This is a genomic window from Furfurilactobacillus milii (assembly GCF_021654115.1).
In the GTDB taxonomy this organism is placed as follows: Bacteria; Bacillota; Bacilli; order Lactobacillales; family Lactobacillaceae; genus Furfurilactobacillus; species Furfurilactobacillus milii.
In genome coordinates this window covers 1-13,508 of the sequence record NZ_JAIWJF010000016.1, presented here as the reverse complement: position 1 = coordinate 13,508, position 13,508 = coordinate 1, and the positions used below count along the sequence as shown (strand labels likewise).

General features: G+C 38.5%; 12 protein-coding genes and 2 pseudogenes. 6 read left to right on the top strand and 8 right to left on the bottom strand.

What is annotated here, in order from left to right:
- Positions 1–719: mucin-binding protein (locus LDK34_RS12330; protein ID WP_236941904.1), on the top strand; the 719-nt coding region annotated here is incomplete at its 5' end.
- A gap of 183 nt (positions 720–902) precedes the next feature.
- Here the strand turns inward: LDK34_RS12330 and LDK34_RS12325 are convergent.
- Together LDK34_RS12325 and LDK34_RS12320 are read right to left on the bottom strand one after the other, a co-directional pair.
- A complete protein-coding gene (locus LDK34_RS12325) occupies positions 903–1,130 on the bottom strand; it encodes a hypothetical protein (protein ID WP_236941903.1) in 228 nt (75 codons plus the stop codon).
- Between the two features lie 81 nt (positions 1,131–1,211).
- Positions 1,212–1,439 (bottom strand): annotated as a pseudogene (locus tag LDK34_RS12320) (DinB/UmuC family translesion DNA polymerase); the annotation flags it as partial.
- Positions 1,440–1,469: 30 nt separating this feature from the next.
- Between LDK34_RS12320 and LDK34_RS12315 the strand changes: the two are divergent.
- Both LDK34_RS12315 and LDK34_RS12310 read left to right on the top strand, forming a co-directional pair.
- On the top strand, positions 1,470–1,775 hold the full coding sequence (locus LDK34_RS12315) for a DeoR/GlpR family DNA-binding transcription regulator (protein WP_236941902.1): 306 nt from the start codon (positions 1,470–1,472) through the stop codon (positions 1,773–1,775).
- 31 nt (positions 1,776–1,806) lie between these two features.
- A complete protein-coding gene (locus LDK34_RS12310) occupies positions 1,807–4,074 on the top strand; it encodes an ATP-binding cassette domain-containing protein (protein ID WP_236941901.1) in 2,268 nt (755 codons plus the stop codon).
- 385 nt (positions 4,075–4,459) lie between these two features.
- On the opposite strand, the gene LDK34_RS12305 is transcribed toward LDK34_RS12310, so the two are convergent.
- The gene (locus LDK34_RS12305) at positions 4,460–5,401 is read right to left on the bottom strand and encodes a nucleoside hydrolase (RefSeq protein WP_236941900.1); all 942 of its coding nucleotides are present in this window, start codon (positions 5,399–5,401) and stop codon (positions 4,460–4,462) included.
- Between the two features lie 463 nt (positions 5,402–5,864).
- Positions 5,865–6,359: an HXXEE domain-containing protein gene (locus tag LDK34_RS12300; protein ID WP_236941899.1), complete on the bottom strand. Its 495-nt coding sequence runs from the start codon at positions 6,357–6,359 to the stop codon at positions 5,865–5,867.
- A gap of 89 nt (positions 6,360–6,448) precedes the next feature.
- On the opposite strand from LDK34_RS12300, the gene LDK34_RS12295 reads away from it, so the two are divergent.
- The 3 genes and pseudogenes from LDK34_RS12295 (at position 6,449) to LDK34_RS12285 (ending at position 9,249) form a co-directional block, all read left to right on the top strand.
- On the top strand, positions 6,449–7,009 hold the full coding sequence (locus LDK34_RS12295; RefSeq protein WP_236941898.1) for a TetR/AcrR family transcriptional regulator: 561 nt from the start codon (positions 6,449–6,451) through the stop codon (positions 7,007–7,009).
- 278 nt (positions 7,010–7,287) lie between these two features.
- On the top strand, positions 7,288–7,869 hold the full coding sequence (locus LDK34_RS12290; RefSeq protein WP_014940888.1) for a recombinase family protein: 582 nt from the start codon (positions 7,288–7,290) through the stop codon (positions 7,867–7,869).
- 423 nt (positions 7,870–8,292) lie between these two features.
- Positions 8,293–9,249: pseudogene (locus LDK34_RS12285) on the top strand (Gfo/Idh/MocA family protein).
- A 138-nt stretch (positions 9,250–9,387) separates the two neighbouring features.
- On the opposite strand, the gene LDK34_RS12280 reads toward LDK34_RS12285, so the two are convergent.
- The 4 genes from LDK34_RS12280 to LDK34_RS12265 form a co-directional block, all read right to left on the bottom strand.
- Positions 9,388–9,768 (bottom strand): hypothetical protein, encoded by a 381-nt coding sequence (locus LDK34_RS12280; protein WP_236941897.1) that lies wholly within the window; start codon positions 9,766–9,768, stop codon positions 9,388–9,390.
- A gap of 181 nt (positions 9,769–9,949) precedes the next feature.
- The gene (locus tag LDK34_RS12275; protein WP_236941896.1) at positions 9,950–11,284 is read right to left on the bottom strand and encodes a replication-associated recombination protein A; all 1,335 of its coding nucleotides are present in this window, start codon (positions 11,282–11,284) and stop codon (positions 9,950–9,952) included.
- Between the two features lie 12 nt (positions 11,285–11,296).
- Positions 11,297–12,610 carry an MFS transporter gene (locus LDK34_RS12270; protein ID WP_236941895.1) on the bottom strand — a complete coding sequence of 438 codons (1,314 nt, stop codon included), beginning with the start codon at positions 12,608–12,610 and terminating at the stop codon, positions 11,297–11,299.
- Positions 12,611–12,618: 8 nt separating this feature from the next.
- Entirely contained in the window at positions 12,619–13,131 is a 513-nt protein-coding gene (locus tag LDK34_RS12265) for a YagU family protein (protein ID WP_236941894.1), read from the bottom strand.
- Between the last annotated feature and the right edge of the window lie 377 nt (positions 13,132–13,508).

Here is a 13,508-nt window from a genome sequence, read left to right as displayed (position 1 = left end):
CCAGTGGCAACATTGCGGATTATAAGAAACAAGGGTATGAGTTGGTTACTGATGGCTATCCAGCAGATTTGACATTCGACAATGATGACACAACTGATCAGAACTTCACGGTTCACTTGAAGCATCAAAACATTCAGTCTACAGAGGCCAAAACCGTTACAGAAATTATTCATTATCAAGGCGCTGGTAATCAAACTCCTGCTGATCACACCGCTCAAGTGACCTTTACGCGTCAAGGCTCAACTGACGCAGTAACTGGGGAAAAGACGTATGGTCCTTGGTCAGCAGATCAAAGCTTTGACGCAGTCAAAAGTCCTGAATTAAAGGGTTATACAGCTGACAAGGCGCAAATTGACAAGCAAACAGTTAACGGGGACTCAAAGGACTTAGAATTCACGGTTACCTATACAGCAGATAACAATGGCGGCACTGGGCTCAATCAACCGGGGAAGCCAGGTAATGGTACGGACACAGGAAATCCCAGTTCTAACCAACCAGGGAATCCTTCCCGGCAAAGTAACGCTACTAACAATGGAGTAATCAATACGTCGACTAATACAGAATCTAAAGTTAACAACGGTTCTGTTAATTCACCAGAATTACCTCAAACTGGTGAAAACAATAGTCAAAGTCAAACAATGTCATTTATTGGTATTTTGTCGGCAATGTTTGGAAGTTTACTCGGTTTTCTTGGTATCAAGAAACGTCGTAATGATTAACCATTAAATAAATATATCTGTAGCGAATATAGATTATTTAAAGAGGACCCTGAAGAATATTATTATTCTTCAGGGTCTTTATTTGGCTCTACGTCGGCAAGAATGTCAATAGGCCGGACAAAAGAAGTTACGTTCTGACGAAGGCACTTGGTTATTTCTTAAATTCACGCATCATCAGGTTTTTTACCAGTGTTTTATTTTGTTTTGATGTGACCGAGGAACGACAAACAAAGTTGCGAGATAAACCCAGTTTTGATTGATCAGGTGAATATAGGTGATTTCAGTGGTAACGACCCCAGATAAATCAGCTAGATGTCTCATTAAATTAGGCTTCTGCGACGTGTCAGTATTGGTTGTAGGCTTTTTAGGACGTTTGCGATACATAGTCGATTGAATGCCTAATTCATGCATGACCTGCCAAATCGTTCGGCAAGAATGTCAATGGTCCGGACAAGAATTGTACGGTTGGACGTGCGGACGTTTTTGGGGGCTCAAATCGTTAGTGTGGTTTGTGGGATCAATCTTCATTTGCACACCGAAACCGGAGGTGCCCGCTTCTTCTGCATCAGCATAATCAATCCCAACGCTAACCACTTCACCTTGTGCTTGATGGTGACGAAGTCTGCCAGCAACCTGATCAGCAATCTCGCTAAGCACGACTTTAATCTCCTTTGCCTGCGTGTAATCACACATGAGCACCTGACTATTGCCATAGTCTTTTTTCACATTTACTGGGTGGTAACTTTAATTATGCAATCTAGGGATGCCAATGATTTAGAGGCTAATATCAAGCGAGCTTTTTCCGCTCATGCCGATGCGGTTGTGCTGTTGGTGGATCACACTAAAATCGGTAAGCATCAACTATACATGAGTGCACCAATGAGCGCGATTAACTACATTGTTACCGATAAATCGCTACCCGAAACGATCTTCAATACAGCTCGGAACAATCATGTTCAAGTTTTTGAGGGCCTAGTACTTTTGGAATGGAAATACTTTCCAACACCAAAAATTCTAGACCCGATTATTTTTGTTAAACGAGATTTCTATATATAATGGAATTATAAATTTACTGTTGGAGGTTTTTATGACTGATTTATTTTCAGATGGGACTATCTCTATCCATGGAGCTCAAGAAAATAACTTAAAGGATGTCAGTTTAGATATTCCTAAGCATAAAACGACTGTATTTGCTGGTCTTTCTGGGTCTGGTAAATCCTCTTTAGTTTTTGATACATTAGCCGCTGTTTCCCGACGTGAATTGAATGAAACTTTTCCTAGTTTCACCCAACAATATTTGCCTAAATACGGTCAACCTGAAGTGAACCGAATCGACAACTTACCAGTGGCAATTGTGGTTGAACAGAAGCCTATTGGTCGTAATTCTCGATCTACTCTGGCAACCTACACCGGCATCTATTCCGTCTTACGTTTGATGTTTTCTCGAATTGGACAGCCTTGGGTTGGGTATTCTGAATGGTTTTCCTTTAACCTACCTCAGGGAATGTGTCCAAAATGTCAGGGATTAGGCTTTGTTGACGACATAGATGAACGTCAATTAATTGATCCTAATAAATCACTCAATGAAGGTGCAATGACTTTTGCCGGTTTTCAACCGGGAACTTGGCGTTGGAAGGAATATGGCAACAGTGGATTATTTGATTTAGACAAAAAAATTAAAGACTACACCGATGAAGAATATGATTTATTCATGCACGCTCAGCAACAAAAATTAAAAAATCCACCGGCAAATTGGGGCCGTACGGCATTATATGAAGGACTAGTTCCACGTATGCTTCGCTCTGTTATTCATAGTGCCTCAGGTCGTCATCATGAAGCTGCCTTATCAAAGATTGTCACTCGAAAACCTTGCCCAGTATGTCATGGAACACGTCTGAACAAAAAGGCTCTAACTGGTAAAATTGCTGGCAAAAATATTGCAGAAGTCAGCGATATGGATTTAGTAAGTGTCCTAAAATTTTTGGATAATATCTCGGACCCCAAGGCTAAAACAATGGTGCGTGAACTACATAGTAAAATTCAAGCTTTGGTCGACATCGGTTTAGGTTATCTTTCCCTTGGCCGTGGAACTGATACTCTATCTGGTGGAGAAGCTCAACGAATTAAAATTGCCAAATATTTGACGAGTTCCCTATCCGATTTAGTTTACGTACTCGATGAACCAAGTGTAGGACTCCATCCTCACGATATTAAATTAATTACCCAATCCTTAAAAAAGCTCAAGGAACATGGCAATACCATTATCCTAGTTGATCACAACCCTGCCATTATTTCGACAGCAGATTATGTCGTGGAAATGGGACCACAAGCCGGCAAAAATGGTGGTCAAGTAACTTTCACTGGTACCTACGACGAACTATTACGGTCAGATACGATTACGGGTAAAATGTTACGAGAAAAAATCACTTTCCCAAAGCCTCGTGAACCTCAATCTTGGCTAAATGTTAATCATGTAACTTCTCATAATTTAAAAGACGTATCTACCAGAATCCCTCAAGGTGTAATGACCGTGATATCTGGACCAGCAGGTTCTGGAAAAAGTACTTTAGTCCAAGCTTTCAAACAACAAGTTTCTGATCAAGACTATATTGATTTGAGTCAGGATTCTGTAGGTTTGAATATTCGTTCTACACCTGCAACTTACTTGAACATTTTAAATCCTCTACGAAAGCTTTTCAGTAAAGCCAACAATGGCGTTTCAACACAACTATTTAGTTATAACGGTAAAGGTGCTTGTCCCCGTTGCAAAGGTAAAGGTGTGATGATCACCGAGATGGCATTCATGGATCCAATCGTTCAAGAATGTGAGTTGTGTCATGGGAAACGTTATAGCCAAGAAGCACTACAATACACTTATCATGGCAAAGATATTTCTGAGGTTCTAAATCTTTCTATCAACGACACTTTAGAGTTTTTCAAAGATGTGCCAGATATCTACAAAAAGGTTAGTCTACTCCACCAAGTTGGACTTGGTTATTTGAATCTTAGCCAGTCGATGACCACTTTATCTGGTGGTGAAGTGCAACGTGTTAAGTTAGCAATGGAATTGAATCATACCGGCCGAATCTATTTCTTAGATGAACCAACAACCGGATTGCACTTACAGGATACTCAACAATTGATCGATTTATTTGAAGGATTGGTTGATAAGGGCAATACATTAATTCTGATTGAACATAATCTGAAATTAATTTCACGAGCCGATTGGTTAGTCGATATGGGACCCGATGCTGGTAAATTCGGCGGTCAAGTTTGTTTTGAAGGTCATCCAAAAGATAGCCTAAACGATAAAAACTCTCGGACTGGTGCTGCATTAGCAGCTATAATTTCTTAAAAGATTCAAAAAGATCACCTCAGTTTCCACGTCTGGTTTTACTGCTCTTATACTAAAAAAATGGACTATTTTTATTCAGTCCGTAAAATGAAAGTAAAGGAGTATTTTTATGTCAATTCGTTATTCACAAGATTTCAAAGATTCATTGGTTAAACTTCACCAAGAAGGCCGTTCACTTAAATCATTAACAGAAGAATTTGGACTGGATTGAAGTACGATATTCAGACAACACACCAGATTAAACGCCGCAACTAATAAAACAACAAAAAAGATCTCCCACACGAGGAGATCTCCAAAGGATAGAAACTATCCTTCAACACCATTTGACAAACTTCCAAAAATAAAAGGTCGGCGGTTGGAAATACCGGCTCCCTTTCAGTATAACCTATTTATCGGCATGCAAAGCTAATGTGTCAATTCGTTTAAAGAAGGCATCATGATCCACAGTAGTCACTAAGGTTACGGGCCGACCAGTCGGTGTTTCAAATGTTCGCCCACGACCAGGGCCTTCAGTTAAAACATCACTGGTGACGCGTTTAGTTGTGACGATTTCGGGAAACTCGCTGGCAACAGTCGTTAGCACATCCCACAAGAAGTAAGTAGAGTTTGTCTCAAAGTGTTGTAGAGCGGGCACCAAGGCATAACCTTGGCCAATAAAGTCAATTGCAGGATGCTGGCGTAATGTTGCCCAGTGCTGGCGAATGGCCGGGGTCAATGGGACTTGACGAGTGCTTTCAAGTCCAACCATTTGGATAGTGAGGTCACTATCCCAGACAGTCTTAACGGCCTGCGGGTCCCAATAAGCATTCCACTCAGTAGTCCCGTCTTGCTCAGGTTCGGCAACATTGCCACGACCATCAAAGGTCCCCCCCATCCAGTATAGTTGTTCAATTTTGGCCGTAATTGACGGGTCTGCCTGCAAGGCTCGTGCGAGATCAGTTAAAGGGCCTGTCATGACCAGAGTAGTTTTCTCCGAGGTAGCCTGGAGCCTGTCAACGAGATCTAAATGTGCCGGCTTGGGCGCAACGGGCGTAACTATGGTTCCCGACTCATTTAGAATCGGCAGGGCATCTAAGCTAAAGGCATCTAGCCGCCATTCTTTCGGGAATGGGTGAACGCCGCGAGAGTCAGAGGCGGCGACCTCTAGGTGAGTATCGTGACCGAAACGATCGATGACTTTACGGGTAGCTGCTAGGGCTGGCTCTAGGTAGGAATCGGCACCAACCACACCAACGCCAGTTAAATGGACATCTGACATTTGTAACAGCAGTAGTAGTGATACTAAATCGTCGACACTTCCGTCATGATTAAAATACACGTTACGCATCTGAAATTGCTCCCTTTATTTACGAACATTATCGTTTTTATAGCATATCATAGTTCGCATAAAAGTAAAAGCACCAATAGTTTGCAAGTAAAGTCGATGATGGATTTAGTTAGGGTTAAGGAAGCGCGTGTATACTGGATTCTAAGTTGATTAATAGGAATCAATAGAGAGGATGACGGATCTATGCAATCAGCCCGTAAAGAATCCAAACGCTGGCGGGTCTAGAATTTTTGGTGTTGGAAAGTATTTCCATTCCAAAAGTACTAGGCCCTAATTTAAAAAGCCATTGATAATGGATCAAAAACGGCCACTAGGGTATATCCTAGTGGTCTTACTTGTCTGCACGAGCTGCTTCAATTTGCAAGAGTTCAATAGCATTGTCCAAAATTATCAATCAACTAGCAAACAGAGGACCTTAAGCAAAACTACTTAACATTGCTTAAGGCCCTCTGTTTGCTACGTATTATCTAAGTTTATGCATTGTTTCTGCCATAATCCAATGAATGAATTTTAAATTACTGATGAAGAATATAAACATTATGACTACAACGATAATCCATTCCCATAGCGGAGCTTTTGTTAATGTGACTAAGCTGTATAAGTAAAAAATTGTTATGGGTAATTCAATAATTGCGGTTATAGCTCCAGGAACATAAGCACGTTTATTAAAGACAAAAACTAAGTGCATGATCAAATGAAACAGATACGGTAAAATTGCAGTGGCAATTAGTAATGGTGAGCCCATGATATAGGCGACTGCTGCGAGCAGTAAATAAATACAAAATTCTTCCCAGATTCCAGCCGCTAAAATATCTGAACGATTCACTCCACCAAACAGCACACGCCCGTTAATTTTGGGATTATGATCTTTCAACCAATATGGGACAAATACTAACTCTTCAAAATCATGGAACATAAATAACAATGGCAATATCCAATAAGAACTAAAATTAATCATTTTATGGCCCTCCCGCTAGTATTATATTATGTTGATGCGAATCTTTGAATATAATGGAAACATGTGCCACTGAAAGGAGTTTTTGTGCCATGTCTCGGACAATGATTATTGAAGAGTCTAAAAATGCTTTTATTGAGGCCTTGTTGCAACTACTGAAAAGCGAATCCTTTGAACATATTACAGTCAAACAGTTGACATTAGAATCGGGTTATTCCAAAAGGACTTATTATCGATACTTCAAAACTAAAACAAAAATTTTAGATATAGCATTTTGTAAATATCTCACTAGCTATCATGATTACTTACTAAAATCTTCCATTACACCGGATACTATCCCTAAACATTTTCTTGAATTTATTTGGCCCCACCATGACAAAATTGAATTGCTAGCTAAAAATGATCTCTTAGTTCCTTTGCTAACAAGACATATTCAAACCATTGTAGCGCTTCTCCTGAATGTAAATGTCCCTTGGCGAAAAGGCAGTTTGAATAACCAGCATTATGAGTACATGCTAACGTACTCAATTGGTGGGTTCGGTGTTCTACTGGATACGCTTTTTAAGAAGAGTGCTCCCTTATCTCCAGATCAAATTAGCAAAGCTTTAAGCAGGGCATTGAAAGAGATTGCTATCCAAGTTGATATGAAATAGTTAAAAAATACCATACGTTCAGGGTTTCTAACTGACATTTAGCCTCTATAACTATATCAGAGTGATATTTGTAATCAGTAGATGTTTTTAGTGTGCTAATAATTAGCGTATTTTTTCTCATTTCAACACGATAATTAACATGGACTTGGTAAAAGAAGAGAATAAGCAAGAAGAAAATGTGCCACAACTTAAACAGTTGTGGCCTCTTTTTTGATACTGTATAATTAAAGGGTTAGAACCGTGTCATTACTTAATGACATAAGTAAGGAGATAAAAAGATGAAATATGGCTATGCGCGGGTCAGTACCACTGATCAAAAATTAGCAAATCAAATTGAGTTACTAAAATTGGCAGGAGCAGAAAAAATCTTTCAGGAAAAGTTTACCGGTACAACTACTGAACGACCGGAGTTTCAAAAACTGTTGCGCGCTCTAAAAACGGGTGATACTTTGATTGTCACTAAGCTGGATCGGTTTGCGCGGAACACGCGCGAGGCATTAGCCATTATCCAAGAGTTGTTTAAAGAAAATGTCAAAGTCAACATTTTGAATATGGGCTTAATTGACAATACGCCGACTGGCCAATTAGTCTTTACAATATTTAGCGCCTTTGCGCAGTTTGAACGCGATATGATTGTCACGCGCACACAAGAAGGTAAATTGTATGCCAAGCAACATGATCCGTTGTTTCGGGAAGGGCGACCGAAAACGTATTCTGATGAACAAATCAGATTTGCTTATGAGCTGCGAAAACAAGGCATGACCTACAAGATGATTGAACGAAAGACGGGGATTAGTAAACGCACGCAGCAGCGACGGTTTAAGTTAATTGAGAAACCAAGTGATACTTCTAAAATCTAAGACAGGTGAAAGATCATGAAAAAGGATATTTTAAATTATTTCCTATTTTGACTGATTTTTAATAATCGTGTGATGTCCCTAATAGTTTGATTTTTACTGTGTATGGTAAAGTGTTTATATACTATAATTGAAAAAGTGTTCTGGACGATTAATATTCTTATTTGGTCACAAGATAGCTGTCGTTTTTGCTTGAATCTAAAACAATTCATCAGGGATAGTCGAATTAGCTTACGATAACAATATTGTTTTTTTTAATCCGATAACATTGTTAGGAATCAATAAAAGCATCATCATCACTTAGAAAATGTTAACTGCCCTTGGAACTTTGACGGCACGCTTGATCGATATGGTAGTTCTTTTTAGTTAGTCATTCTATGGTAAGATGATCATCGATTTTTAATAACTTAATTTACAATCTACCCTATGAAAAAATATAATTGGGGAATGATTGGCACTGGATGGATTGCTCATGAAATGGCAGATGCTCTAAAGGCTGTTAATGGAGAAATATATGGAGTTTCGAATATGAATGTCGAAAAAATGGCCAAATTTGCCCAAGAAAAAGGGATTCAACATCAATACAGCAATCCAACGGATATGATTAATGATCCTAATGTTGATGTTATTTATATTGCAACGCCGCACACATTCCATTACCAATATATTAAAGAAGCATTGAATGCAGGGAAACACGTATTCTGTGAGAAGGCTATTACGGTTAATGCAGAGCAATTTGACGAAGTTCAGAATTTGGCCAAAAAGAAAAATCTAATTTTAACAGAAGGATTTACGTTGTTGCATATGCCACTTTATCAACAAGTTAAGTAATTGATTTCTGATGGTAAAATTGGTCAAGTAAAATTAGTGCAAGTTAATTTTGGCAGTTTAAAAGACTATGATCCTAAAAACCGTTTCTTCAATAAAGAATTGGCTGGAGGGGCATTATTAGATATAGGTGGATATGCTACGGCATTTGCCAGAAGTTTTTTGAGTAAGCAACCAACAAATATTTTAACGACAGTAAAATATTTTGAAACAGGTGTTGATGAGCAATCAGGAATTATCCTGAAAAATGATGATGAACAGATGGCTGTTATGGCTTTGTCAATGCGTGCTAAACGGCCAAAAAGAGGAGTGATCTCTGGAACAAAAGGATATATTGAGATCAGTAATTACCCTCGTGCAACTGAGGCAGATATTACTTATACAGCTGATGCTCATACGCAAACAACTGACAAAATTGTTGTTGGTAGCAATGACAAGGCTCTTCAATACGAGGTTACGGATATGCAGAAGTATATTGATAATGGTCATGATGATGGACAATTAGCTTTGTCGCATGACGTAGCTCACATCTTAAATGATGTTAGAAATGATTGAGGAATGAAGTATCCCTTTGAATAAGTAAAAAAATCAGCTTCATTTGGCTTGAGAATTTCTCTTATTATTTGTTTAAAATAATTCAAAAACCTAAAACAGCATCCATTTAGAATTCTAAATGGATGCTGTTTTAAATTTTTAATAGTGAATGTTTTGAATCCATTCATTTGGTCCAACTTTACAATAGGATATTCCACGGGGAAGCTGGATTCTTTCGTCACTAGCCCATGTCCCAGCAGCTAGTCGGCGTCCTGTATAAGTGAATTCGTAAGTTTTGGAGTTAAATTTCCAAATATTATGGCCTATAGAAATTGTAATGGGGCGATTGATACCCTTATTGATCAGAGCAACATCATCAGTACTGACCCATTCGTTAGTTGCGACTCGATAATAATGATCGTTACCAGAGTCCTTCCCAATTTTGTCGGTCAACCAATCGGTTTTAGCTTTAAGTCTAGGCTTCTTTATCCGAGTGAAGTCATAGGTGAAATCATCTTTTTGTTCACTTCTGGAAACCATAGTGGTTTTTTAAATGTATGAACAAAACTAACAGCTTTAACTTCAGTTGTATTTTGAAAAGAAAATATTCCGACTATTGCTAAACATAAAGTAATTAATAAATTACGTTGTTTCATTTTATGAAACACCTCAGTTATAAATTAAGACCCCATTCTATCACTAAATATAAAAGAAGAACATGCTACTTAGTATCGTGCTCTTGATGCCATTGTTCGATGTATTCTAACCGTTGCTTAAAGAGACGTTCTTTACCTTGTTCTGTTGGTCGATAGTACGTGCTATTTTCAACTTCTTTAGGTACTGTCTTCATAGTTGTTAATTTATCAGCATAATCGTGAGCCAGCTGATAATCTTTTCCATAACCAAGATTCTTCATAAGTTTCGTAGGAGCGTTTCTGACTTGAAGAGGTACAGGAAGATTACCATACTTCTTAACGTCTTTCTGAGCTCTTAATAAAGCTTTATAAGTGGCATTGGATTTAGGGGCAACCGATAGGTAAATTACGGTTTCAACTAAATGGACGTTACACTCAGGCATACCGAGAAATTGACAGGCTTGAAAGGCATTGATTGCGACATTTAAAGCATTAGTGTCGGCCAGACCAATATCTTCACTGGCAAAACGAACTAGTCGTCTAGCAATGTAGAGGGGATCTTCGCCACCTTCAAGCATTCGGGTGACCCAATAAATGGCCGAGTCAGTATCACTATTACGCATTGATTTGTGTAGGGCAGAGATGATGTTGTAATGCTCTTCACCATTTTTATCGTAACTTAAGGACTTGGTATTGAGTAATTGACGAATATCTTCCAAATCTACTTTGGCGGTTTTGTCATGAACCGTCGAATTGATGACAGCCATTTCTAAGGTATTCAAGGCTACTCGGGCATCACCATTAGCATAGTTACCAATCAATTCTAATGTGTCATCATCAATATCAACTTCTAATTTGGGAAAAGCTTTGGAATTGGCAAGAGTCTTCTTCAATAAATCAACTAAATCATCTTTAGTTAAAGACTTTAAGACAAAGACCTTACATCTTGATAACAAGGCAGAATTAATCTCAAAAGATGGATTTTCAGTTGTGGCACCAATCAAGGCGATACTACCTTTTTCGACGAAGGGAAGGAAGGCATCTTGTTGTGCCTTATTAAACCGATGAATTTCGTCGATAAAGACAATAGTCTTTTGTCCCATTTCTCGATTCATTTCAGCTTCCTTCATGACTTTTTTGATATCATTGATACCACTAGTGACAGCACTAAAAGTAATGAAGTTAGCTTTAGTTTTTTTAGCAATGATTTCCGCTAGGGTGGTTTTACCTACCCCAGGAGGTCCCCAGAAAATTAATGAAGGGATTTTATCTTGGTCGATGATTTCTTTAAGAATTTTGCCATCACCGATTAAATGTTTTTGACCGACAAAACCCTCTAGTGTTGTTGGGCGAACCCGATTAGCTAGAGGGCTATTGTTGTCGTTGCTTTTATTAGTAGCAAAGAGTGATTCCTGTTGCAATTTTTACCTTCTTTATTTGATAGCGTGCTGAATTTTTTCCTCATTGTATCCGAGTAAAATCAAAAACATGATTATATACAAACCTAATGGAATCAAAGCGTAATTCAAATTGATTGCCGAAATAGTACTGGCACTCTGAGTTTTATTGGAAACATAGCCTGAGATTTGAAGTGATTCAGCAGTGATTAAACCACCAAGTCCTAATCCTAAATTAACACCAAAATCGTCTGTCGATGCAAGAACACCTTCGGCTTGAATTCCCATTGAAGTACCATAACGAATCGTGTCCGCAATCATAATTGAAACTAAACCGATAATGAACCCTCCGCCGATTCCGTTGACGAAGATACCACTAAAGATAAGTGCTAAGTTCTTTGAGTAAGCACCAAAAGTAATAATTATTTGTCCGGTAAAAGCGATGATAATACCCAGTAACATTGTTTTCTTTTTACCTAATTTGACGGAAACAAAATAGATAGCAACGACTCCAATTAGGGCCGTTAATGTAAAACTGTTGGCTATTGAAACTAGATTTTCATCATGAAGGACATATTTGAAATAGTAAATAGTTGTCTGGTTCTTAATGGAAGTAGTCAACCAATAAAGAAAGATAACAATTGAAATAACGATCCATGGCCGGTTCTGCTTAAGCATTCCCCAGACTTTAGAAATAGGTTGATGATTAATACTATCGTCAGTATAGCGTTCTCGAACATGGAAAAACGTGTTCAAAATTAAAGCTAAGGAAATGACACTAAAAAGGATAATCGTTCCCAAAAAGCCTTTTTGTTGGTCACCTTTACCAAAGATACTGACTAGGGGAATGGTAAAGACGGCTACAATGATTTGAACGGAACTACCAGAAAATTGTCTGATAACGCCCAACAACGTTGTTTCCTGTTCATTATCAGTCATAGTAGGCAAGATGGAAGTAATTGGTAAGTTAACAGCAGTATAAAAGAATCCTAATCCTAAATAGGTTACATAGGCCCAAATCAATTTTCCTGAATGTGGTAGAAAATTAGGTGTAACGAAAGTTAGGATTGCGAAGATGACGTAAGGGAAGGAATACCATAGAAAGAAAGGTCGACTCTTACCCCAACGAGAATGGGTATTGTCGATCATAATTCCAATGATCAGGCTTTCAAAGACATCAGCTGCCCTGGCTACGACGAAAAGAATGGCAACTTCACTAGCTGTCAGTCCAAAAACGTCAGTATAAAAGAAGAGCAGATAGGTGGTCATCATTTGAAAGACTAAATTATCGGCGGCATCACTTAGGCCATAACTGATTCTTTCAGTTAATGAGGTGTTCCATTTGTTCAAAGGAGACCTTATTTCTGTGCAGTTAAGCGACGGTAGAGTTCACGGCCGACAATATCGTTTGTCCACATCCAAGCAATGTGACCGAGTGCTTCAGAGATATGTTCTTCAGTAGGTTGATCCTTAGGACTTGGGACAGTTTTCATCGTAGGCATGATCCCAATATGGAAAGCAACCCAGATGGCTAATCCGAAGATTGCTCCAGAGCCTTTTCTGATAAATGGTTTATATTCTGCCAAAACTTCATAAATGATGGCAAATGATGTTGAGAAACCAAAGTGCATCATAAAACTTGCCCAAGGCATTTGGTGACCAGAATATGTGTAAGTTCCACGAGTGATTTTCTTAGGAATACCCATTTGTCCCATTAGAGTTTGAGGAGGATTCACTGCATCACGTTCGGCTGTACGTGGTGGCAAAACATTCTCCCAACCTAATTTAACAAATCCAGAAACTATTCCAGCAGCTGTTCCGGCGATGACGGCAGCCTTCAAGTTGGCTTTTTGTTCTTTATTCAAATGCATATTAATACCCCACTTCTATCATTATTTTAATTTTAGTATAAATCAGAGTAGAGACTAATTCAGGTAATTGGTCTTGCCAGAGTGGTAAAAAGTAGACAATGTGGAGTTTTAAACGCTTTGGTCATAAATTCTTCACATATTGTTATAAATTAATTCGTGATTTGGAAACCGTATATTCATAAATTCCCGTTATTATTTAAGCATACTCGGTTTGTAAAATTAAGTTAATGGCAGATTGCAAGAAAAAAACTTTCCTCGATTTAAAATTGAAGTGCAACACCTGCTCTACTAGACCAGTTCTTTATTCAGACTAGTCAAAAAGGCCATGAAGACCTATTCTTAATTCACCACAAACAAGAAAGAGGTATCTTCATGAC

Excerpts from the sequence above, each read along its gene's own strand:
- LDK34_RS12325 (WP_236941903.1), bottom strand. The coding sequence starts at position 1,130 with ATGCATGAATTAGGCATTCAATCGACTATGTATCGCAAACGTCCTAAA.
- LDK34_RS12315 (WP_236941902.1), top strand. The coding sequence starts at position 1,470 with ATGCAATCTAGGGATGCCAATGATTTAGAGGCTAATATCAAGCGAGCT.
- LDK34_RS12310 (WP_236941901.1), top strand. The coding sequence starts at position 1,807 with ATGACTGATTTATTTTCAGATGGGACTATCTCTATCCATGGAGCTCAA.
- LDK34_RS12305 (WP_236941900.1), bottom strand. The coding sequence starts at position 5,401 with ATGCGTAACGTGTATTTTAATCATGACGGAAGTGTCGACGATTTAGTA.
- LDK34_RS12300 (WP_236941899.1), bottom strand. The coding sequence starts at position 6,359 with ATGATTAATTTTAGTTCTTATTGGATATTGCCATTGTTATTTATGTTC.
- LDK34_RS12295 (WP_236941898.1), top strand. The coding sequence starts at position 6,449 with ATGTCTCGGACAATGATTATTGAAGAGTCTAAAAATGCTTTTATTGAG.
- LDK34_RS12290 (WP_014940888.1), top strand. The coding sequence starts at position 7,288 with ATGAAATATGGCTATGCGCGGGTCAGTACCACTGATCAAAAATTAGCA.
- LDK34_RS12280 (WP_236941897.1), bottom strand. The coding sequence starts at position 9,768 with ATGGTTTCCAGAAGTGAACAAAAAGATGATTTCACCTATGACTTCACT.
- LDK34_RS12265 (WP_236941894.1), bottom strand. The coding sequence starts at position 13,131 with ATGCATTTGAATAAAGAACAAAAAGCCAACTTGAAGGCTGCCGTCATC.